The 21,282-nt window shown below is 67.1% G+C and carries 25 protein-coding genes and 1 pseudogene; 11 read left to right on the top strand and 15 right to left on the bottom strand.

The annotated features are described in order from the left end of the window. The first annotated feature begins 116 nt into the window (after positions 1–116). The 6 genes from rimM to ABT299_RS20230 all read left to right on the top strand — a co-directional run bounded on the left by rimM (position 117) and on the right by ABT299_RS20230 (position 4,179). Complete coding sequence (gene rimM / locus ABT299_RS20255) at positions 117–629, top strand: ribosome maturation factor RimM (RefSeq protein WP_190859739.1); 513 nt, start codon at positions 117–119, stop codon at positions 627–629. Further along, positions 626–1,408, top strand: coding sequence for a tRNA (guanosine(37)-N1)-methyltransferase TrmD (gene trmD, locus ABT299_RS20250; protein WP_190859741.1), 783 nt, complete (start codon positions 626–628; stop codon positions 1,406–1,408). Before rimM ends, trmD begins: the two co-directional genes overlap by 4 nt. A gap of 114 nt (positions 1,409–1,522) precedes the next feature. Beyond that, the gene (rplS, locus tag ABT299_RS20245) at positions 1,523–1,873 is read left to right on the top strand and encodes a 50S ribosomal protein L19 (protein WP_067461562.1); all 351 of its coding nucleotides are present in this window, start codon (positions 1,523–1,525) and stop codon (positions 1,871–1,873) included. Between the two features lie 168 nt (positions 1,874–2,041). Continuing rightward, positions 2,042–2,971, top strand: coding sequence for a signal peptidase I (lepB, locus tag ABT299_RS20240; protein WP_500251679.1), 930 nt, complete (start codon positions 2,042–2,044; stop codon positions 2,969–2,971). A gap of 168 nt (positions 2,972–3,139) precedes the next feature. After that, positions 3,140–3,868 carry a ribonuclease HII gene (locus tag ABT299_RS20235; protein WP_387027329.1) on the top strand — a complete coding sequence of 243 codons (729 nt, stop codon included), beginning with the start codon at positions 3,140–3,142 and terminating at the stop codon, positions 3,866–3,868. Next, the gene (locus ABT299_RS20230) at positions 3,865–4,179 is read left to right on the top strand and encodes a DUF2469 domain-containing protein (RefSeq protein WP_151539670.1); all 315 of its coding nucleotides are present in this window, start codon (positions 3,865–3,867) and stop codon (positions 4,177–4,179) included. The genes ABT299_RS20235 and ABT299_RS20230 overlap by 4 nt, the downstream gene beginning before the upstream one ends. 124 nt (positions 4,180–4,303) lie before the next feature. On the opposite strand, the gene dprA is transcribed toward ABT299_RS20230, so the two are convergent. Then, positions 4,304–5,458, bottom strand: a complete 1,155-nt coding sequence (gene dprA, locus ABT299_RS20225) for a DNA-processing protein DprA (protein ID WP_500251678.1) — start codon at positions 5,456–5,458, stop codon at positions 4,304–4,306. Beyond that, positions 5,455–6,834: pseudogene (locus tag ABT299_RS20220) on the bottom strand (YifB family Mg chelatase-like AAA ATPase); the annotation flags it as partial. The gene dprA and the pseudogene ABT299_RS20220, both read right to left, overlap by 4 nt. A 62-nt stretch (positions 6,835–6,896) precedes the next feature. Between ABT299_RS20220 and ABT299_RS20215 the strand changes: the two are divergent. The 3 genes from ABT299_RS20215 (at position 6,897) to ABT299_RS20205 (ending at position 9,469) form a co-directional block, all read left to right on the top strand. Next, complete coding sequence (locus ABT299_RS20215; RefSeq protein ID WP_500251677.1) at positions 6,897–8,369, top strand: recombinase family protein; 1,473 nt, start codon at positions 6,897–6,899, stop codon at positions 8,367–8,369. Positions 8,370–8,748: 379 nt separating this feature from the next. Then, positions 8,749–8,970: a hypothetical protein gene (locus ABT299_RS20210; RefSeq protein WP_500251676.1), complete on the top strand. Its 222-nt coding sequence runs from the start codon at positions 8,749–8,751 to the stop codon at positions 8,968–8,970. 268 nt (positions 8,971–9,238) lie between these two features. Further along, positions 9,239–9,469 (top strand): hypothetical protein, encoded by a 231-nt coding sequence (locus ABT299_RS20205; protein WP_500251675.1) that lies wholly within the window; start codon positions 9,239–9,241, stop codon positions 9,467–9,469. 178 nt (positions 9,470–9,647) lie between these two features. Here the strand turns inward: ABT299_RS20205 and ABT299_RS20200 are convergent, their stop codons facing one another. Further along, positions 9,648–9,773, bottom strand: a complete 126-nt coding sequence (locus ABT299_RS20200) for a hypothetical protein (RefSeq protein ID WP_500251674.1) — start codon at positions 9,771–9,773, stop codon at positions 9,648–9,650. Positions 9,774–10,276: 503 nt separating this feature from the next. Between ABT299_RS20200 and ABT299_RS20195 the strand changes: the two genes are divergently transcribed. Further along, a complete protein-coding gene (locus ABT299_RS20195; RefSeq protein ID WP_500251673.1) occupies positions 10,277–10,522 on the top strand; it encodes a winged helix-turn-helix domain-containing protein in 246 nt (81 codons plus the stop codon). Positions 10,523–10,542: 20 nt separating this feature from the next. Here the strand turns inward: ABT299_RS20195 and ABT299_RS20190 are convergent, their stop codons facing one another. From ABT299_RS20190 to ABT299_RS20140, 11 genes are all read right to left on the bottom strand, one after another. Further along, the gene (locus ABT299_RS20190; RefSeq protein ID WP_500251672.1) at positions 10,543–12,168 is read right to left on the bottom strand and encodes a DUF3987 domain-containing protein; all 1,626 of its coding nucleotides are present in this window, start codon (positions 12,166–12,168) and stop codon (positions 10,543–10,545) included. Between the two features lie 1,135 nt (positions 12,169–13,303). Then, positions 13,304–14,248 (bottom strand): phage major capsid protein, encoded by a 945-nt coding sequence (locus tag ABT299_RS20185; protein WP_500251671.1) that lies wholly within the window; start codon positions 14,246–14,248, stop codon positions 13,304–13,306. A gap of 3 nt (positions 14,249–14,251) precedes the next feature. Beyond that, the gene (locus ABT299_RS20180) at positions 14,252–14,881 is read right to left on the bottom strand and encodes a hypothetical protein (protein WP_500251670.1); all 630 of its coding nucleotides are present in this window, start codon (positions 14,879–14,881) and stop codon (positions 14,252–14,254) included. Further along, the gene (locus ABT299_RS20175) at positions 14,871–15,020 is read right to left on the bottom strand and encodes a hypothetical protein (RefSeq protein WP_500251669.1); all 150 of its coding nucleotides are present in this window, start codon (positions 15,018–15,020) and stop codon (positions 14,871–14,873) included. Before ABT299_RS20175 ends, ABT299_RS20180 begins: the two co-directional genes overlap by 11 nt. A 477-nt stretch (positions 15,021–15,497) precedes the next feature. Continuing rightward, the gene (locus ABT299_RS20170; RefSeq protein WP_500251668.1) at positions 15,498–16,205 is read right to left on the bottom strand and encodes a hypothetical protein; all 708 of its coding nucleotides are present in this window, start codon (positions 16,203–16,205) and stop codon (positions 15,498–15,500) included. 101 nt (positions 16,206–16,306) lie between these two features. Then, a complete protein-coding gene (locus tag ABT299_RS20165) occupies positions 16,307–17,068 on the bottom strand; it encodes a hypothetical protein (protein WP_500251667.1) in 762 nt (253 codons plus the stop codon). A gap of 303 nt (positions 17,069–17,371) precedes the next feature. After that, positions 17,372–17,842, bottom strand: coding sequence for a hypothetical protein (locus ABT299_RS20160; RefSeq protein ID WP_500251666.1), 471 nt, complete (start codon positions 17,840–17,842; stop codon positions 17,372–17,374). A gap of 13 nt (positions 17,843–17,855) precedes the next feature. Next, the gene (locus tag ABT299_RS20155) at positions 17,856–18,071 is read right to left on the bottom strand and encodes a hypothetical protein (protein ID WP_500251665.1); all 216 of its coding nucleotides are present in this window, start codon (positions 18,069–18,071) and stop codon (positions 17,856–17,858) included. Between the two features lie 166 nt (positions 18,072–18,237). Continuing rightward, positions 18,238–18,414, bottom strand: a complete 177-nt coding sequence (locus tag ABT299_RS20150; RefSeq protein ID WP_500251664.1) for a hypothetical protein — start codon at positions 18,412–18,414, stop codon at positions 18,238–18,240. Positions 18,415–18,862: 448 nt separating this feature from the next. After that, positions 18,863–19,057, bottom strand: coding sequence for a magnesium chelatase domain-containing protein (locus ABT299_RS20145; protein ID WP_500251663.1), 195 nt, complete (start codon positions 19,055–19,057; stop codon positions 18,863–18,865). Continuing rightward, positions 19,058–19,411 carry a YraN family protein gene (locus ABT299_RS20140; RefSeq protein ID WP_190859757.1) on the bottom strand — a complete coding sequence of 118 codons (354 nt, stop codon included), beginning with the start codon at positions 19,409–19,411 and terminating at the stop codon, positions 19,058–19,060. Between the two features lie 147 nt (positions 19,412–19,558). Between ABT299_RS20140 and ABT299_RS20135 the strand changes: the two genes are divergently transcribed. Beyond that, complete coding sequence (locus ABT299_RS20135; RefSeq protein WP_500251662.1) at positions 19,559–20,473, top strand: tyrosine recombinase XerC; 915 nt, start codon at positions 19,559–19,561, stop codon at positions 20,471–20,473. Positions 20,474–20,513: 40 nt separating this feature from the next. On the opposite strand, the gene ABT299_RS20130 is transcribed toward ABT299_RS20135, so the two are convergent. After that, positions 20,514–21,245 carry a murein hydrolase activator EnvC family protein gene (locus ABT299_RS20130; protein WP_500251661.1) on the bottom strand — a complete coding sequence of 244 codons (732 nt, stop codon included), beginning with the start codon at positions 21,243–21,245 and terminating at the stop codon, positions 20,514–20,516. Between the last annotated feature and the right edge of the window lie 37 nt (positions 21,246–21,282).

Genomic DNA, 21,282 nt, shown 5'->3' with positions numbered 1-21,282 from the left:
GCATGCCGGGGCACGCTCGCCCCGGTGGTGGCCGTCCCGGCCGCCGCCGGAAGCGGTACGCCGGCGGGCCTCGCGCCCGCCGGCCCTCGTAGCCTCGCCCTCCGGGGGCGGGGCCGATGAGCGACCCGCTGGTCGTCGGGCGCATCGGCCGCCCGCACGGCGTCCGCGGCGAGGTCACCGTCGACGTCCGCACCGACGACCCGGAAGGCCGGTTCGCCGCCGGCACCCGGATCGAGACCGATCCCGCGTCCACCGGCCCCCTCACCGTTGAACGGGCCCGATGGCACTCGGGACGCCTGCTCCTGCGCTTCGCCGGAATCGACGACCGCGATGCCGCGGAGACCCTCCGCGGCACCTGGCTGGTCGTCGACTCCGGTGACATCCCCCCCTCCGCCGACCCCGACGAGTACCACGACCAGGAACTGATCGGGCTCGCCGTCGTCACCACCGCCGGCGCCGACGTCGGCGAGGTCGCCGGCATCCTGCACCACGGCCAGGACCTGCTGGTCGTGCGCGGCCCCGGCGGCGAGACCCTCGTCCCCTTCGTGGCCGCGCTCGTCCCCGAGGTCGACGTCGCCGGCGGCCGGCTCGTGATCGACCCGCCCCCCGGCCTGCTCGACGGATCATGAAACTCGACATCGTCACGATCTTCCCGGAGTACTTCGCGCCCCTGGAGATCTCCCTGCTCGGCAAGGCCCGCCGCACCGGGCTGCTCGACGTGCACGTGCACGACCTGCGCGACTGGACCCACGACCGCCACCGCACCGTGGACGACACCCCCTACGGCGGCGGCCCCGGCATGGTCATGAAGCCCGAACCCTGGGGCGAGGCCCTCGACGACCTCGCGCCGCCCGGCGCCGCCCCCCGCATGATCATCCCGACGCCCAGCGGCCGCCCGTTCACCCAGGCGCTCGCCGCCGAGTACGCCGCCGAGCCGTGGCTGCTGTTCGCCTGCGGCCGCTACGAGGGCATCGACTCCCGCGTCGCCGAAGACGCCCGCACCCGCATGCCGGTGGACGAGGTCAGCCTCGGCGACTTCGTCCTCGCCGGCGGCGAGGTCGCCGTCCTGGTCATGGTCGAGGCGGTCGGACGCCTCCTGCCCGGCGTCCTCGGCAACGCCGACTCCGTCGCCGACGACTCCTTCGCCCCCGGCGCGATGGAGTCGCTGCTCGAAGGCCCCGTCTACACCAAGCCGCCAGTCTGGCGGGACCGCGCCGTCCCCGACGTCCTGCTGTCCGGCCACCACGGCGCGATCGCCCGCTGGCGCCGCGACGAGGCGCTGCGCCGCACCGCCCGGCACCGCCCCGAACTGCTGCCCCGGCTCGCGTCCGGCGGCCTCGACGAGCATGATCGCCGGGTGCTGCGGGAGGCCGGTTTTCCGGTTGACGCCGAAGATATGGCAGACTAAAGCGTCCGTGCGCTCGTACGCGCGGTACGAAGACCACTCTCCGCGGCGCGACGCCCCCACCGATGTCCCATGGGGCCTCTCGACGCCCGCGTTCGACCAAGAGGAACCGCTGCGATGCACACCCTGATCCAGGAGATCGAGAAGGCCGCCATGCGCGCCGACGTCCCGGACTTCCGTCCGGGCGACACGCTGAAGGTGCACGTGCGCGTCACCGAAGGCAACCGGAGCCGTATCCAGGTCTTCCAGGGCGTGGTGATCCGGCGGCAGGGCGGCGGCGCCCGCGAGACCTTCACCGTCCGGAAGGTCAGCTACAGCGTCGGCGTCGAGCGGACGTTCCCGCTCAACAGCCCCTCGATCGACAAGATCGAGGTCGTCACCCGCGGCGACGTCCGCCGCGCCAAGCTGTACTACCTGCGCAACCTGCGCGGCAAGGCGGCGCGCATCAAGGAGAAGCGCGACTTCTGAGCCCGCTGATCGCCGACGCCCCGGGAACCCGCTGCGGTCTCCGGGGCGTTGCCCGTTTCGGGCTGATACGCGGTCGCGGTGCACGGCGACACGCCCAGCCGACCGGTGCTCGGGGCAGGTCGCCGCTAGGCTTTGTCCCTGATGACTGACGAGGACGATCGGAGAGACGTGCGATCCGAAGCCGAGGGCGCGGTGCCCGATGAAGAGGAGACCGTGACCTCCGCCGAGGAGAAGACGGCCGACGCCTCGGGCGACTCCGCCGACGACGGGAACGGCGGAGACGAGAAGGACTCCGCCGACGACGACGGCGAGAAGAAAAAGAAGAAGCCGGGCTCGTTCTGGAAGGAATTGCCCGTCCTGATCGTCGTCGCGGTCGTCCTCGCCCTCGTCATCAAGGCCTTCGCGGTCCAGGCGTTCTACATCCCGTCCGGTTCGATGGAGAACACCCTCCAGATCGGCGACCGGGTCCTCGTCAACAAGATCGTCTACCACACCCGCGACATCCACCGCGGCGACGTCGTCGTCTTCAACGGCCTCGACTCCTGGGACCCCGAGACCCACATCTCGAAGCCGACCAACCCGTTCTCGAAGGCGCTGCGCGCCGTCGGCACCGCCTTCGGCGTGGCGCCCAACGAGAAGGACTACATCAAGCGCGTCATCGGCGTCCCCGGCGACCACGTCCGCTGCTGCGACGCGCAGGGCCGCGTCACCGTCAACGGCGTCCCCCTGAACGAGAAGTCCTACCTCTACACCGACCCGGTGACCCACGAGCAGAACAAGCCGTCCAACGAGCCGTTCGACGCCTACGTGAAGCCGGGCCAGCTCTGGGTCATGGGCGACCACCGGGAGCTCTCCTACGACTCCCGCTCCCACCGCGGCGACCCCGGCGGCGGGACCATCCCCACCGACCGCGTCATCGGCCGCGCCTTCGTGATCGTCTGGCCGCTGAACCGCATCGACACCCTGCCGATCCCGGACACCTTCAAGCAGGCCGGCTTCAAGACCGCCTCCATGGCGGCCCCTGCCACGCCCATGGCCCTCGGAATCCTCGGCACCCTTCCGATCGCCTACCTGCGCCGCAAACGCCGACGCCCGTAACCGCAGGTACGCGACCCGCCGCGCCGCAGGCCAGCCCGGCGCCCTTTCGTTCCCGGCGCGCCCGCAACCGCCTTGTGGCCGGTCATGGGGGCGGCGTGATCGGGGACATGCCCGGAACAGTGGCATTCGGTGAGCGGCGGGGTGTTCGGGCGACGTACGCTGCGGAGCATGAAGGGTCGTCCACTTCGCTTCACGCCGCGCCGTGACGCGGGGCTGCACGCCTACGAGCGCGCCTTGGAGCACGCCGGGTTCAGTCCCGTGGCGGGCGTCGACGAGGCGGGCCGCGGGGCCTGCGCCGGCCCGCTGGTCGTCGGCGCCGTGATCCTCCAGGGCGGCCGGGGCGGGCGGATCGAGGGCCTCACCGATTCCAAGCTGCTGACGGCGGCGCGCCGCGAGGAGCTGTACGCCGAGATCACCGCGCGGGCGCGGGCGTGGAGCGCGATCGTCGTGCCCTGCCATGACATCGACAGGATCGGCCTGCACCGCTGCAACGTCACCGGCATGCGGCGGGCTCTGGCGGTCCTGGACACCCGTCCCGCCTACGTCCTCAGCGACGGGTTCCCGGTGCCGGGGCTGGAGGCCCCGGGCCTGGCGGTGATCAAAGGCGACCAGGTCGCCGCCTGCGTGGCCGCCGCCTCCATCGTCGCGAAGGTCACCCGGGACCGCATCATGGTGGATCTCCATCAGCGCTACCCCGAGTACGGCTTCGACGTCCACAAGGGATACGTGACGCGCGCGCACGGTGCGGCGCTGGCCGAGCACGGGCCCTGTCCGGAGCATCGGTTCTCCTACGTCAATGTCGGGCGTGCCTTGCGTAACAATGGGGAGATGGCCTTGGGGGAGGAGACCGAAGGGGAGGTCCCCGGCGAGGGCCGTACGGAAGGGGCACGGGCGTGAGCGCCGAGGATCTCGAGAAGTACGAGACCGAGATGGAGCTGCAGCTCTATCGCGAGTACCGCGACGTCGTCGGGCTTTTCACCTACGTCGTCGAGACCGAGCGGAGGTTCTACCTCACCAACTCGGTCGACCTGCAGGTGCGCGGCGCCGACAACGGCGAGACCTACTTCGAGGTCACCATGCAGGACGCCTGGGTCTGGGACATGTACCGCCCCGCGCGCTTCGTCAAGAACGTGCGTGTCGTCACCTTCAAGGACGTCAACGTCGAGGAACTCGCGAAGAGCGACTTCGAACTCCCCTCCGATCAGTGACCCTCGCGCCCACCCCGCCCGCACCCACCACTCAGCGCCCCCACTGACCGTTCGGTGCGTTGGCGGCTCCAGACGCCTGGGGGCTGGGATGGGGGCATGTTGTCTCCTTGGCTGGACGAGTGCGTTAGCGGGGGGATTTGGCGGTCTTGGTGAGGCGCCAGCCGCTCGGGGCCCGTTCTATGAAGCCGGACGCCGCCAGCAGGCCGAGCTTGGCGTTGATGGCGGCCAGGTCCATGCCCGCCTTGGCGGCTAGGACCGCCGGGCCGGTCGCGCCCCGCGCGGGAAAGGCCTCCAGGACGGCGCGGGTGACCGGTTCCAGGCGGTCGCGGGGAAGGACGGGCGTCTGCGGAGGCGGCGCGAGGTCGGCGCCCAGCCGACCGACGGCCTCGATGATCTCCTCGGTGCGGCTCACGAGGACGGTGCCCTCCTGCCGGAGAAGCTGGTGGCAGCCGACCGATGAGCGGGACGTGACCGGCCCCGGCATGGCCATCAGCACGCGGCCGAGCCTGCGGGCCCACGCTGCGGTGTTGAGGGCGCCGCTGCGGGCCTCCGCCTCGACGATCACCGAACCGCGGGAGAGAGCGGCGATCACCCGGTTGCGGACGAGGAAGCGCAGCCGGTGCGGATGGGTGCCGGGCGGCGACTCGCTCACCAGCAGGGACCGGCGTGCCATCTCCGCGAACAGGCCCTCGTTCGAGGCCGGGTAGGGCACGTCCACGCCGTTGGCCAGGACCGCGACCGTGCGGCCGTCGGCGGCCAGGGAGCCGCGGTGGGCGGCGGCGTCGATGCCGAGCGCTCCGCCGGAGACCACTGTCCAGCCGTCGTCGGCGAGCTCGGACGCGAAGTCGGAGGCCATCCGCTGCCCGTACGGGGACGAGGCGCGCGAGCCGACCATGGCGACCGATCTCAGGCAGGCGTGGCGCAGGTCCTCGGGGCCGCGGAGCCAGAGCGCGTAGGGCCGTTCACCACCGAGATCGTCGAGGGTGGTGGGCCATTCCGGTTCCCCGGGGCAGACCAGGCGGCCGCCGAACTGCGCGCAGACGGCCAGGTCGCGGTCGGGTTCGGCGGCGGCCAGGCGGATGCGCCAGTGCTCCAGCCGCTGGATCTCCTTCGGCGCGGTGGGCAGGTCGGCGGGGACGGCGCCAGAACGGATCACGTCTAGCGCCCCTTCGGCGCCGCAGTGCCCGACGATGCGGTTGAGGAACGCGTCGCCGGGTTCGGCGACGGCGGTGAGCGCGGCGCGGGCCGCCCGCTCCGGCGTCATGGGCATCGAGGTCATGACCGCCCCGCGTGCCAGAGCGCCAGGGCGCCGCCGATGTCGTCCGCGTCCGGCTCGTCGTGACCGGCGAGGTCGGCGATCGTCCACGCGACGCGCAGGACGCGGTCGAGGCCGCGTGCGCTGAGCGTTCCGCGTTGCAGCGACTCGTCCACCATCCGCATGGCCTCCGCGGCGGGCGTGAAGCGGCGGCGCAGCTCGGGACCGGGGATCTCCGAGTTCGTTCGCCATGGGGTACCGGTCAGGCGTTTCAGCGTCCGCTCCCTGGCGAGCATGACCCGGTCCGCCACCACCTTGCTGGCCTCGGCGAACTCCAGGTCGTAGCGGAGTTCGGCCTTGGTGGCGGGAGCGAGTTCCAGTTTGAGGTCGATGCGGTCGAGGAGCGGCCCGGTGACGCGGGTGCTGTACTTGCGGCGCACTCCGGGGGCGCAGGAGCAGTCGACCTGCTTGGCGGCGGCGCACGGGCACGGGTTGGCCGCGAGGACGAGGGTGAAGCGGGCGGGGAACCGGGAGGTGCCCTCGGCTCGGCTGATGCGCACCTCGCCCTCTTCGAGGGGCTGGCGCAGGGCGTCGAGGGTCCCCGCCATGAATTCGGGAGCCTCGTCCAGGAACAGGATGCCCCTGTGGGCGAGGGAGACGGCGCCCGGTTGCAGCACCCGGCCCGATCCGCCGCCGACCATGGACGCTCGGCTCGCCGTGTGGTGCGGCGCGTGGAACGGGGGCTGGGTGATCAGGGGCTGGCCGGGAGGGAGCGTCCCCGCGACGGAGTGGATCGCGGTGACCTCCAGCGCCGAGTCGGGCTCCAGCGGCGGCATCAGCGTCGGCAGCCGTTCCGCCAGCATGGTTTTCCCGCAGCCCGGCGGCCCGGTGAAGTACAGGTGGTGCCCGCCGGCGGCGCTGATCTCCAGCGCCCGCCGCGCCTCCGCCTGGCCGCGGACGTCGGCCAGGTCGAGATCGGCCGGGACGTCGAGCCGCCGGATCGCCGACCCGTCGGCCGCCACCGACACGTCGTCGGGCTCCGCCTCCTCGATGGGCGGCGGTTCGTCCCGCAGGATGCAGAGCAGGCCGCGCAGCGTCGCGGCGGAGACCACCTCCACGCCCGGGACGAGCTCGGCCTCGGCGGCGTTCGCCCGCGGGACGACGACGGTGCGGCACCCGTAGTTGGCGGCGGCCAGGACCGCGGGCAGCACGCCCTGGATCGGCCGGAGCCGGCCGTCCAGGCCGAGCTCGCCGATCATCACCAGCCCGGCGCAGGACCGCGCCGGGACGACCTCCGCGGCGGCGAGCAGGGCCACGGCTATGGCGAGGTCGAAGATCGACCCTTTCTTGGGCATGCTCGCGGGGAACAGGGAGACGGTGACGTGCCGGTTGGGCCAGCCGAACCCGAAGTGATGACAACTACGTCAGCGGGGTAACCTCGCTGGCCAGGAAGGCGGGGATCATGGCAGACAAGCGGCGCGCGGTCGGAGCCATCAGGCTCTCAAGCCTCACGGAGGACACGACGTCCCCCGAGCGTCAGAAGACCCTCATCCAGGCATTCGCGGATGCCAACGAGATTGAGATCATCGGTTGGGCTATCGACCTGGACGTATCGGCGGGCATCCCGCCGTGGGACCGTCCCGAACTGGGCCAGTGGCTCAAGCGTCCTGATGAGTTTGAGCTACTGATCTTCGCCAAGCTTGACCGGGCCGTCCGCAGGCTCCGGGACTTCGTTGATCTGGACGAGTGGACCACAGACCACGCGGTTGACCTAGTGGTCCTCGATCCGCCCTTGGACCTCACAACCTCATCCGGCCGCCTCATGGCGCGAGTCCTCGCCATCTTCGCCGAGTTCGAGCGCGAAATGATCGCGCAGCGAACCAAGGAGGGTTACGAAGAGATCTTGCGGCAAGGCCGCTGGCCCGGTGGCCGCGTCCCCTACGGCTACACGAAGACCCAGATTCCAGGCCGCAAGGGTTGGTATCTGGTCATCGACCCTGAACAGGCCGAAGTGATTCGGGGGGTTGTGGACCGGATCATTGGGGGTGCCTCGACCCTGTCTCAGGCGAAGCGGCTCAACGAGGAAGGGATACCGACCGCCAGGGACGGCAAAGGGTGGGCGTACACCGCTCTCTACGACATCCTCAGGTCCCCGAGCCTGCTGGGCCAGCGGAAGACGGCGGACGGGGATGTCGTCCGCCACCCGGACGGGATGCCGGTCCAGTACGCCGACCCGATCCTTACCCGCGCCCAGTGGGAACGCCTACAGGACAAGCTGAAGGACAACGCCCAGAACAAGACGGGGAGCCGCAGCGATGCGGCTCCGCTCCTTCAGGTGGCTTTCTGTGGACGCTGTGAGCGGCCTATGTACCGGCGGGGCGTGAAGAAGGAGAACGCCAAGGGCGAGATGGTTCCGTACTTCTACTACCGGTGCGCGTCGACCAACGACACGACGGTGGAGACGTGCCCGGACAAGCCGTACCGGTCTCACGAGCTTGAGTCGGTGGTGTACGGGGAGTTCCTCGCGAAGCTGGGCAGCATGGAAGTTGAGCGGCGGGTCTACGTGCCGGGGGAGGACCACACGGAAGCCCTGGAAACGGCTCAGGCCGCCTACGACGCCCTCACGACGCAACTCACGATCACCAAGTCCGCCGGTGCGCGGGAGCGCATTACAGCGCAACTCACGGCCCTGGACGAACAGATTGCAGAGCTGGAAACCCTCCCCAACCGTCCGGCCTCATGGCGGTACGAGGGGACCGGCCAGACCTACGGGGAGCTGTGGGAGACGCTGGACGACGCGGAACGGGGCGCCAACCTCCGTGAGGCAGGGGTCAAGGTGATGGTTCGCCGCACGGTGAACGGGACACCAGCCGTGGGGCTGGCCCTCCCGCAGGATCTTGCGGACCGAGTGAAGGCTTGGGCCGCTGCTCGCTGATCTTCCTTCCTTCGACTGAGGGCCCCGGAGTGATCCGGGGCCTTCCTTCATGTTTCGGTCTTTTGGTGAAGCGCGCTCCATCAGCCGCACAGTCACGTATTCTGGTGGACGTGCCCGGGAGAGCGACCCGGGCATGGAACGGTGTCCAGGGGGAATCCAACAGAACCCCACCCGGTGGACAGCGTGACAAGGAGTCCCGGACCGATCTGAGTGTCCGAAGGCTAGGGCAAGGGTTTGCCCGTGGCGGACAGCAAGATAACGACCAGACCGACCCCTGCTCCGGGTGGCAACGGGCTTCGGTTCTGCCAGGGATTACGTAAGTCCTGGTGGAGCTGAGGCACGCCTCTCTCCCCAGGTCTATCGGCCAAAGAGAGAGGACATGCCGGCCGTGGACCCCAGCAAGCGCAAGTTGTGTGTATCGCTCGCGATCTCCCTTGGTTTCAACATCACGTTCGTGATCGTCTTCCTTATTGTGTTCGGCGGCAAAGTGGGAGAGATCATTGCTGCTGCCCTCGGTGTGGGAATTGGAGTCACCGGGGCCATCCTTGGGATCATGACGGCCTACGGTCTCTTTGGCCCTCCCCACCCCCCGAGAAGCTGAGCCCTCCTCTCCAGATCGTCCTTCGAGCTTCAGGTGGAGGTGCGGTCTGCTAAGCTCGCCGACCGGGTGCAGGACGGGTTAACTAGCCTTCCTGTGTCGTTCGCTGCCCTGTCCGAGTTCGGCGGACAATGGGTGTTACCTCCAGCGAACGGGGATGCCGCGCCCTTAGTACAACTGAGACTTCCCTCCAACGTTCCCGGAGTACCCGGGCGGGTTCCGAACAGGGCAGGACTCAGCCCACCAGGTTCTTACCTGGTCGAGCTGAGGCATGCCCGCCCTTCTCGACCGGGAGAAGGGAAGCAAGGAAGTGGACACCCGGACCCGCCTCCTCACCATGGGGCTGATCCTTGCGCTGGCCGTCATCGCGGGCATTGTGGCCGCCCTGCTCAAACAGGCCAGCGGTTCCCCCCTTTCGGACACCGTCCTTTATGGTTTCGCCGCGTTCGGTGGCACGGTCGGGCTCATTCTGCTGGTAGTTGAGGGCTTCAAGCGGTTGTGAAGTACCCGAGCTAGCCCGCCGGCTGTTCCTTCGGTTCCTTCAACCGTCAGAAGCGCCGGCGGGCCGGGCAGACAGAAACCCCCGCCGCCTGGCAAGGGCGGCGGGGGCTCTCACGTCCCGCGGAGCGGCCGGACCTCTGAACGGTGTGGGGCGAGATCACGGGGCCGCGCGGGACGGGTCACCACATCGCGCGATGCCGCCCCCTGTACCGGCGCGGACGGCGGTCCAGCGCGAACGCGAAGATCCCGACTGACAGGAACGCGGCGGACAGGATCGCGGTCCCCCACATGGCGAACGCACTCACTCCGCACCTCCCGCAGGCGGGCCGGACGTCCGTTCGGTCCAGTCAGGCGGCGCGGTCCGCAACACGTCCGCTACCGCGTCTTCACGCTCCACCAGGCGGGCCAGCTCCTCCCGCGTGTCCGCGTAGAGCTGTTTCGACAGACCAGCGAGGCTCTCCCGCGTAGTCAGCGGGCACGCGATGCGGCGCGCGATCGTCCATACCTGGCGTCCCTCGCGCTCGGTGAGGAATGGCAGGGCCCAACGGCCGGACGGTTCCCGGAAGCCCGGAAGGGGGTCGGTGTGCTCGATTCGAGGGATGCCGCTCCCCGGTCCCCTAGAGTCGTTCATTGGGTCGGTCGCCTCCCTGTAGGCGGTCGGTCCTAGACCCCGGGTGACGTGGCGCGTTGCCCGGGGTCGCTTCGTTTCCGCCGCCCACGTTACGCGAGGTTAGGAAGCAAGGGGAAGCTTTGCGCGTGGTTACGCGCCATAGGGAGGCATTGCCCCTGGTCAGGTAGCGTTTAGCGCATGATCGACTTGGAGGGCCCCACACCCCTCTACGTCCAGATTGCCGACGTGATCATGGGACGGATCGCCGACGGCACGTATCCGCCTGGGCGTCGCATCCCCTCCACCGCCGCCATTGCCGACGAGTTCGGGGTATCGCGGCGGACGGCAACGGAATCACTCCGCCTACTTCGCAATCGCAAGGCCGTGTTCGGGGTCCGAGGTCGAGGGACGTTCGTCGCGACGGACGAGAGCCCCCGCCCGTAGGCGGGGGCTCCTTCCTTCACTCAGGCCGTGATGTTGGCGAACTTGCAGGCGGCCAACAGGTCCGAGAGGTCGTCGTCCTCCTCGGGGTCGTCCGTGGGGATCTCCTCCTGTACGGCAACGACTTCACCGGGCTTAGGAGCCGTGTAAACGGGCTCCGGGGCGGCCTGGGCGTCCAGCATCGCCCGGAGGGCATCCACACCACGCATGGCCGGGGCAGGCTTCGGGGTCTCGACCTTGACCGGCTCAGTCTTCCGGGGAGCGTCCAGGAAGGCCCTCAGAGCGGCAACAGCAGAGTGCACGGGGGGCGTGTTCTCCTCAGGCCGGGGGTCCTGTACGTCACCGTTTTCACGTACTCCCGTGGCCCCGTACATGACGGCTTCAAGCTCAGCCACGCTGATCTCACCGGCCGCCCCCTCCGTGGTGTCTTCCTTCGTGGGGAATTCGTCCGCCACGTAGCGGAACACCTCAGCCCGCCGACCGCCCGTGTAGGCACCCCTCCCAACCTTCAGGTGAGGGTCCCCGGCAACGATCATGTCGAGTTCCTCGCGCTTGATGCCGTACCGGCGAAGGATCTCCGATGACGTCCGGCCGTCCTCACCGGCCTCCCGAATCCAGTTCGCGACCCTCACCGGGAGGTCACCGTTAGCGGACTGGGCGTCCGGGAGGACGTGAGTCACGGTGTCCACCATGTAGGTGACCAGAGCTGTAGCGGCGTCCAGGTCCCTCACGTTGATCAGGTCCCGCTTGTCTGCCAGCGCGTACAGCGCGGCGAGACGGAGCATGTAGGCAAGGGCCCGCTCTGCGTACTGGGCCAGAGCCTCAGTCCCGAGCGTGAGAGCCTCCACAACCGGCCTGTGCTTCGACTCAAAGACGTCCTCGACGTCAGCGGGCATCGTCACCTCGGAGACGTTCACGGCGTAGGCCGCCATGTCCCGGAGTTCCCGTGCCAGCGGGACAACGACCTCAGACGGGGTCCGAGCCTGCGAGAGACGGACTCGCTTGGACCTCTCGACGTACACCGGGAAGAACCGGTTGTACGTCCCCCCAGTGGCATCCTTCGTTCCGGAGATGGCACCCCAGTTCTTCGGCTGGACGTGCATCACGAATCCGACGTGAGGCCGCTTGACCGTGATCGAATCGGCCTTAGTGATGTTGGTGACGGTGGAGCCGTCCCAAGCCTTCCGGAAGGCCACGCCAAGCGTCTTGGAGCGCTTGGCAGCGTCGATGAGGTTGTCTCCCTCTTCCTCGACCAGGAAGACGGGCATGGCCACGTCCCCGACGGCCTTCTCTGCCAGCGTGGCCACCAGACCCTCACCGGTCCGAGGGCATCCCTCGACCTGCTGAGTGTCCATGAAGCCCGCGTAGGCCACGTTCAGAACCTGCATGGCGGCCCCGTGGGCAGTGCCCTTCCTGCCTTTGCCCGTGGGGCCCACCAGGACCGGCCAGAAGCCGAGCGGCTGAGACTTGCCGTGGGCCACCTTGACGTCGTGGCCGATCACGGCGGAGAAGGCAGACAGCAGGGTGACCAGCACCCCGACACGGTCACCTTCGGTGTGAGGGTCGATAGCAGCTGAGATCCGGCCGAACGGCCCCGCGTAGGCCGCTCCGGAGACGGTGGGACGGTTGGCAGCGATGCTGCGGGACATGGGACACTCCCTGTGTTGGCCCCTCAGCGCGTGACTTGGCGGTTGTGACGCTGGGGGGCTGGCCTGTTCTCGGGGTCCCCTTGTGGGGACTGCCCGGGGCCCATGAGGGCCGCTGCCCGGTCGAGCCGGGATCACCAAGGAAGCACGGGCTCAACCATTCCGCAACCCGTCCCCGCCATTCCAGCGCTCAAAGAGCTGGGGCTCAGAGAGCAAAAGAGCTGGTCAGCTCAGCAATGGCGATGACTTGAAAAAAGTTGAGACTGAGAGAATGAGCAAGGGCTGAGGGAAGAAAGAACAGGGGACTGGGAGTGAGCAACTCAGTTACAGGCTGTAGAGCGTTCTTTCTTCAGGTGGCAGGCATGGCCACATCTTGCAGGGGTGGGGGGATTCCTTCGTTCCGTCCGTGCGCTGGGGAGGGCAGTTTCCCATCTCGCTGAATGTACGAATCTGGGACAATGAATTTGAGGCGCTTCGGGCCTCAAAGTAGGGATTGACCTGCAAGAAGTTAAAAGTAACAAGATAGTAAAACTGGTCTATAAGTCAGAGGAGATGCAGGGAAGGTGAAAGCCGCCCCGTAGACCCACGACCTTGGCGGGGCGGCCTTCTGATGCCTTCATGCTGTGCCATCATCACACTCGGAATGTGTCCCTCACGTTCGTCGTCCTTGGTCGACTAGGAGATTTTCCGAGCCTCTTTCGGCCTATGCCTTGCTGCCGAGCCCACTCGCTTGGGCGTGGGCCGCCCATTTTGCTCTTCCACTTTCCAGTGGACCGAGAGTCCGATCACTTTTAGTCTGAACGACATCTCGGTGATGCCGCACCGGCGAGCAATCACCGTCGAGGCAATTGCTCCCAAGAGAGCCAGTGCGATGACAACACCGAAGACCCAAACAGACCCCTGACCGATCGCGTCCAGAACGCGACCGACCATATGTGATCTAGACCTCCAGAACCTCTCGGCTCATCGATACCCTTCCTGCTCAACTTTCCGAGAGACCTCAGCGGTCGCGCCTTCCGACGCACGGGAAGCTCGCTCGGTTCCAGGTATAACGAGAGTGATCTAGATCAACGCAAGAAGCCCCCGAGCCAGCCAGGAAGGCCAGCCCGGGGGCTCACTTGCATGAAGTTCTGAAGGATCAGCCGGCGGACTCGGTAGCGACAGTGGCCTTCAGGATGCCGACCGTTGCCTTGGTCTCGTCGAAGGCGTTCGGGTTACCGGTGAGGGTGGCGTCCAGCTCCGGGAACCGCACGACCTTCGCGCCGTAGAGGCTCAGGCCGTCGATCTGGTCCTGGCGGAACTTCTCAACGGGCTGCTGCCGGAAGCCCTCGAACTGGTGGGCCACGGTGAGGAACTCACGCTGTCCGGCGATCATGTCCACACCACTCGGCATGTTGGTGGTGCTGAGGATCGTGAAGCCCGCCAGGCGAGCGACCGTGCCGTTCCGGGTGACACCACCCTCGCCGAACGCCGAAGCGTTGGCGACGGCCTCAGCGCGGACCAGGTATCGCTTCACGCGCGGGGAGACGATGACCCACCGGCCGGAGGTGTCCACGTCGTTCTCATCGAGCTGCTGCATCATGTCGAAGGCAGCTTCAAGGATGACCTCACCCTTCTCCGGAGCGGAGGTCAGGGCGGAGGCGTCAACGGCACCGTAGGCGGTGGCCTTGGCAGCTGCCGCGCCACCAACGAAGGTGTCCATAGACTTGGCGAGGTTCTGAATCGCTCGGCGAACGGCCGGGGTGTTCAGGGCACCGGCCGCCTGAACGGTCTCGATGTCGCCGACGTAGAAGGCGACGTAGTCGGCCTCAGTGATGTCGAGTTCCTGCTTGACGGTCGAAAGCTGCTCGATCGTCATACCGGTCGAGTCGTTGTACTTCCCGACCTCGGGAGTGACAATGCCATTAATGACGACCTTGTCACCGCGGCCCCGAATGTCGCCCTCATAGTTGCGGTTGCTCACAACGTCCGAGGCGAACACAAGCTGAGGGTCAAGGGCCTCCAGGAGGCCCGCATTCCACTCAGCGGGAACGTAGGTGGCGGTGCCGGTATTGGTGTAACTGGGGGCCGGGTCAATGGCCATGTGCTACTTCCTTCCAAAGGGGTTGAACTTGCTACTACGGTTCCGAGCGTCCAGCCGGGAGCCGGTGCGGCCTTCAAAGCCCGCGTTGGGATCGGGCTGGTTACCCGAAGTCTGTGCGCCCACGTGAAGGTCGCTGGCGGACCGTTCGAACCGCTTGACAGAGAACAGCTCTACGAACTGCCTCACGGCATCCCGGTTGGGGAGGCCGTTCTCATCCGCAAGCGCGGACTTGTCAACGAACTGCATGTGTGGCTCGGAAACCTTGGAACCAATCTCGGCCTGTACCGAGCTAAGGGTTTCGTGCAGTAGTCGAGCCTTGAGAGCCTCGACCTCGGCGAGAAGCTCGTTTACACGGCTCTCTGCGTCCTGGTGCTTGGTGGTGAGGTCATCTCGCTCAGCCGTGAGCGAGTCACGCTCAGAGGCCAGCTCAGCTAGCTCGGACTCCCAGTCCCGAGCTGGCTCCTCCTCTTCCTCGAATGAAGAAGAAGGTTCTTCGGCCGGCTCATCACTCGGGATGTCCTCGGTTGAAGGATCTGAAGGAAGTGCCGGCCCCTCGGCCGGGGCCTCCTCTACGGAACCTACTGAAGGAACCTCGACAGGGCCCGCCTCAGCGGGCATGGCCTCAGTCTCCATTTGCAAGCTCTCTAATCACGGCCACGTAGCCCATGTGCTCGGCGTGCTTGCGCCACTTCTTGGCCTGCTTCTCATGCTTGCGGCTCTTTCGCTTCCAGTAGGTCACTTCGGTCTTCAGTCGCTCTAGCTCATTACTCATACGAACTCCATAAATAGAAAAGGCCCCGGAAGGGGCTAGGACCAACAAGCCGGGGAGTTCGCAGGTACCCGGCAAGATCCCAGCCCTTCCGGGGCCGAGGGGTCCCCAGCCTTGCGCCGGTAGACCGAAACTGAGTGCGAACTCTGGTGATGCGCTAGGGGCACCTGCCATTGCGGCAGGTGCCCCCGAGGAGAACACCGACAGGAAGCTTGGTGGCCCTCCTTCGCAGGAGGGCCGGTGAGTTAAGACGAAGTTTCTCCGTCCAGACGCGCGGGAGACCTATTTCCGCGCTTGCCGCTAACTCAAGCGGCGAGTCTCAAAGTCTGTGTGTGGTCTATGAGGTAGCCCGGCCCCGAGGGAGGCCGGGCCTACCTACCGTTCATCCCAGGAAGAAGTACCAACCGACCACTAAGGAGAAACGGAGGGGCGGGAAGCTGAGGAGGAAACCCGCCCTCCAGCTACGTATTACCAAAATTGCTACTGGTGGCAGACCAGAGCCTTAACCCTGGCATCAGGCCACACAGGTTCAGCCGTCGAGTTGAGGTCGTAGACCCGGTGAATCCTCTCGGGCCGGGGCCAGTCATCGAGACTGACCGGCTTACCGTCCAGCATCGACCGTCGCCAATCGTCGCCCGGTACTGGAATCTGTGCGATCGGCGTAGTGGACGGCTTAACGCCCCACCCGCCCAGGTGATCGGGCTTAGGTTCCTCCCACCAGTTCGGGTGAGACTCAAGCCATGTCCGGCTTTCGTCGTCCAGGGCAGCGAACGGGATAGCCACGGTACGGCCCTCAGAGGGTCCCTGAGATGTTCTCCAGCTCTCCTCAGAGCCCTGATACGCCAAAGCCCGCGTCAGGGTGTCAGCGTCACTGTCGCCGCTCGGCACGCGGGCTTTCCTTGGCCGCCTATCGGGCGTCCCGTAGCCACGGACAAGGTTGAGGTCTAGCCGAGAAGTCTCTAGCTTCTCGGCCTGGATCAGGTTCCAGACATCGCCACCACCACCGTCTCCCCACTCGTCAATGTTGGCAAGACCGATTCCCGCCGCATTCGAGATGGCTTTCCGGGCACCGGGGCCCCGGTGCTCAGTCTGGTCCCATAGTGGAGCCTCAGCCCGGTATTCTGGAATATGCTGGCCGGCACGGATGGCGCGCTGTTTCTCACGGGACTTCCCGCGGTTGGATTCCACGCTGCAATGGGGGTGCATCTTGGGAATCCGCCCACGACTTCCCTTGGGTCGATGGATGATCAATTCCTCACGGCAGTGAGAGCACTGCCTTTTTATCGTTCTCACGCCGCCTCCCTCTCGTCGGCCTCCAACGCCTTCATTTCGTTCCAAGCTTCATTGAGGGCCTCTTCATGGGCCCTCCTCCGTTCTTGGGACTGGACGTTGTAGACCGTGTTCGCGGGCACCTCGAATCCGCGCTCGGCTAGGTATTCCTGAACCTCGGCCCGCTTGGCGTCCAGACCCAGAACCTCAAGCGCGTACCGGACACGGGCAGCATCGGACGGCATCGCTGCCAGGAGATCCCTCTCAGTGGGCTCAGGAAGCGCGTCAGGGTCGCTCACTAGCTCCGGAAGGGTCTGGGGTACTTCCCGTACCGGGGACGGCTCTACGGGCGTCTCCGGGGCTATGGGGACCTCCGCCGGGGTCTCCAGGAACCTCATGCGGACGGTGGCAATCAGCCGGTCACTGGTCGCCGCATAGAGCACAGCGGGCATGACGTAGGCGACCATGGCCGGGGCCGACCCAGGAGGGGCGGCGAGAGCGTTCATGCCAACGGACGCACCAACGCAAGCCACGTTGAGCGTCCGCTCTGTGAGGGCCTGCTTTCCGAGGCGGGCCGCCACCAGGCCGAGGAGGGCAAAGACCACCGAGGCAACGTCCAGGCCCAGGGCCTCCAGGTGCACGTCAAGCCCTGGGCCCTTCACCTCCTCAACGAATGCCGCTTGAGCGGCATAGCTGACGTAGCCCATCGCTCCGGCGAGGGCTACTAGCAATGTGCTGGCCGTCCCCAGCAGGACGGCCCCAATCCTGTCCTTGATCTTCACTGCTTACCTTTGCTAGTTGCGGCTGGCGATAGCCAGCACTGTGGTTGTTAGAAAGAAGTAAGTAGCCAGCGGTTGGGTCGCTGGCCTTGAACTGTCAATAGCAAGGGACCGGGCCCGAAAGCCCGGTCCCAATGACTGTCTGTATTGTCTAGAGGCACGTAAGTGGCTCGGAGGATTGCCAGAACAGTGTCATCCTCCGGCCGATGAGTAGAGAGCATGGAGAGAAATCGACGTTTCAGCAGGGAGCAGACTCGATGAGTCCAGCCTCCCAAGTCGATCCGGTCTAAATCACTCTCCCCAGTCCTACGGAACTAGACTGTCAGGATCTGGGCTGGCCCACCACGAGTCGCCCTCTCCACTGCCACCGTGGAAGATCGAACCGTCCGGAGTCTGGATCACGTTGGACACGGAACCAGGCTTGCGGGTGTGGTGCACCGGGCACCATTCCTGGGACTGGCTGACCTTCCCTCGGGACCAGAACTCCCGAGGGAGCCACAGGCAACGCTCCCCACCGCCAGGCAGCAGTAGCCCGGACTCCCGAAGCTTCTTCAGGTTGTTGAACACGGTCGCCCGAGAGACGGGCTTTCGAGACCCGTCGCTAGTGGGCTTTGCCAGCAGGTAACGCAACTCCCCTTCCTCAAACAGAGCATGGCCCGCGTTGTCTGCGCGGCTCATCGCAATCAGCAACATCCGGGAGTCCAGGGAAAGCCTGGATTGAGTGAACCCGACCGTCCCGGAGTAGTCCTGCTGAACCTTGCCGAACATGTCGTTCATGTCTCCTCCTCGATCAGTTGCTGAACGTCAGGACCAGAGCGTCACTCTTGCGATCCCGATAGGTCTTCACCATCTGGTGGTCCGGGTGCTCGTCGGCGAAGGCGCCGACGGCTGCGGCGAGATCGTCAGCCGTAATCCCCACGGGAATGCTGATGTACTTGATATCTCCGGTGCGGACTTCCACGGTCTTCTTCTCCTTCAGTCGGGCGAAGTGCTTGGGGCTGGTCATGTTTCCTCCGGGCACACAGAAGGCCGCCCACAAAGGGACGGCCGGCGCATGGTTCATTCAGTAGGTCATAGTCAGGATGATGAATCCCTCTGCTGCCTCTCCTAGTTCTTCCTCCTCTGCTATCCGGTCCAATGCTTCTTTGAGGTCCCGGAGAACCGGGTCAGGTTCACTCATCGTCTTCGTTCGGATCGAAGAACTTCCTCTCGACCTCACGGAACCCGTTCGCAACCAAGTACCGATCAAAGTCAACGAACTCGTCCCACAGGTCCGCATTGAGGAGGTGGGCCCTGTAGGCGCGGACGGTTTCCCAGAGCATCGTTTCGACGTTGGTTGGTTCGGTCATGGGCTGTGCATCCTCCTTGGCAAACGAAAAGACCCGCACCGTGTTGGTGCGGGTCTGTGGTGGCGAGGGCTGCACAGGGCCTCACCCTATCCCCGTTTTTCGGTAGATCCGCAGGTGGGGCAGTCGGTCGCCCTCTTGGGACGTGAGTTCCTCCGGGCATCCGTCGTCCGTTTAGACGGTCGAGTTACGGTGACCGGCCCGTCACCCTACAAGAGTTAATCAAGACATCGCAGGTCACGACGGGGTTGTCGGGTGCCTTCACCCTATACTCGTTTTTTCGCAGATCCCCAGATCAGACCCTTTATTCTTTGATCTGACGAAAGTCCGAGGGCTGGGCGTTCGCTCGGGTAGCAAGGCGGGCTGCACTGTGAAGTCCCTCGCCCTATACTCGTTTTTTCCATCAGCCCAGGTCAGGCAAGGTTTGCGGTCTGTCTGCTAGTCTTCAGCACTAGTTCGGGTTGGGCCAGTCCTCGCCGGAGTTGAAGATCGCCGCGCGGACGCGGTCGCGCGCCTCGCTGAGCGCGGTGTCGGGCAGCCCGACCAGGTGCAGGCCGGGCACTCCGCTGGTGAGGGCGGCCTCGACGTCCACGACGAAGCCGTCCACCCCCACCAGGGACACCGAGCGGGTCTTGGCGAGCGTCATTCAGCACACCTCCTTCAGATGATCGATCGAGAAGCCGTCGCCCTTGACGACCAGGCCGAGCACGTCCACCCGGACCTGCGCGCCGCCGACGCCGTGCGCGGCGGCCCACCGCCAGGCCAGCCGCCGTAACCGGGACGACTTGGCGGCCGTGATGGCCTCGAGCGGGTCGCCGTACAGGGCCGAGCGGCGGGTCTTCACCTCGCAGACGACGTGGGCGCGGCCGTCGTGCGCCACGATGTCGAGCTCGCCTTCGGGACAGCGCCAGTTGCGGTCCAGCACCGTCCAGCCGAGCCCGGTCAGGTAGGCGGCCGCCGCGTCCTCTCCGCGCCGGCCCAGTTCGATGTGGGCGGTCATGTGCCTCACCTCCGGCCTCCGACGCTGCCGGAGGCCGGATCCGCGAAGCATGAGAACCGGGTTCTGTGGATAACCACCGGCGACATTCGCGGCGATCCGGCGGAAAGCGGCGGTGCGTGCTTGCTCGGGGCGGTCGGGTGCCGCAGCGTGGCCCTTGTGGATCTGAACGAGGCCGTGGACGAGTTCGGGCGGCACCTGCACGTGGAACGCGGCGTCTCGCCGCACACCCTGCGCGCCTACCTCGGCGACTTGGCGGACCTGTGCGCGTACGCGTCGGACGTCGGGGTGACGGACCCGGCGGGCCTGGACGTGTCGTTGCTGCGCGCCTGGCTCGCCCGCCAGCACGCCCTCGGGCGGGCGCGCGCCACGCTCGCCCGCCGGACGGCGGCGGTCCGGGCCTTCACCCACCACCTCCACCGGCGCGGGCTGCTGGAGAACGATCCGGGCCTGCTGCTGGGCACGCCGAAGAAGCGCCGCGACCTCCCCGGTGTGCTCACCCAGGACGATGCGGCGCGCCTTCTCGACACCATGGACGCCGAAGGGCCGATGGGGTTGCGCGACCTGGCCGTCCTGGAGGTCCTCTACGGGACGGGCGTGCGCGTCAGCGAACTCTGCGGCCTCGATATCGACGACCTGGACACCGGCCGCCGGACCATACGCGTTCTGGGCAAGGGGAACCGGGAACGCACCGTCCCGGTGGGCGAGCCGGCCGTCCGGGCCGTGGAGGACTGGCTCAGGGCCGGCCGTCCGGCCGTGGCGACCGAGGACAGCGGCCCGGCCCTCTTCCTCGGCGCACGCGGAGGGCGCCTCCACCCCACCAGCGCGCGCCGCATCGTCCATTCACGGATCTCCGACGCCGGCACGATGCCCGACCTCAGCCCGCACGGCCTGCGCCACACCGCGGCCACACACCTGCTGGAGGGCGGCGCCGACCTCCGCAGCGTCCAGGAGATCCTCGGCCACGCGTCTCTGCAGACCACCCAGCTCTACACGCACGTCTCGGCCGAACGGCTCAAGCAGGTCCACCGCCAAGCCCACCCTCGCGCCGCCCGAGAGAACTAAGCGGTCCCTCCGCAGCTCACCCCGGCTGTTCAGGGCGCTCCTAGGTGCGTTCCTCGCGGCGTTGGGGGACGCGGCGCAGGCGCCGCTCGTGGGCGAGGTCGATGACCCCGGGCGGCGGCCGGCGGGACCGGACGCGTGCGCGGCTGCGGCGCCAGGCGAAGGACAGCGAGTAGGCGAGGACCAGTCCCGTGACGGCCCCACCGGTGGCCGTCGACGCGTCGCGGAGCGTCATGCCCGGAGCCGAGGGCTGCTCGGACGGGGAATGCCGCTCGTGTTCCTGCGACGATGCCTTCTGCGGCGGTGCGGCCTGCGGCCACTGGGGGAGGAGCCGTACTTCCCGCCTGACCAGGCTCAGCGGATCCAGGTAAACGCTGCCCTTGCGCAGGCCCCAGTGCAGGCAAGGCGTCGGGCAGTGGAGAGGCGCGTCCTCCAGGATGCCGATGCGGGCGCCCAAGGTCACCTGTAGCCCGGCCTTGACGCTGGGCTTGACGGGCAGGTACGTCGTGCGCAGCGGCCCGTGGTCGACGGCGACGACGCCCCGCCCCGCCAGGCGCCCGGCATACGAGACCCGTCCGGCCCCGGCGGCGTACACCGGCTCGCCGGGCCGTGCCGAGAGGTCGACCCCGCGGTGGCCGGGGCCCCACGGGACGGCGGGCGGGGAGAACGCGCGCAGGACCCGTGGCGTGGGCGGGCCTAACGGCCAGCGCCAGGCGCTCACCCCCGGAGAGCAGGCGGTGATCACGCAGGTGAGGAGCAGTGTGAGCAAGGTCATGCCCAGGAGCCTGCCGCCCGCGAACCCGGCCGTCGAG

Source organism: Spirillospora sp. NPDC000708 (assembly GCF_040299565.1).
Taxonomy (GTDB): Bacteria; Actinomycetota; Actinomycetes; order Streptosporangiales; family Streptosporangiaceae; genus Spirillospora.
Note: the sequence above shows the minus strand (reverse complement) of the source record. Positions and strands in the feature narration are given on the sequence as shown.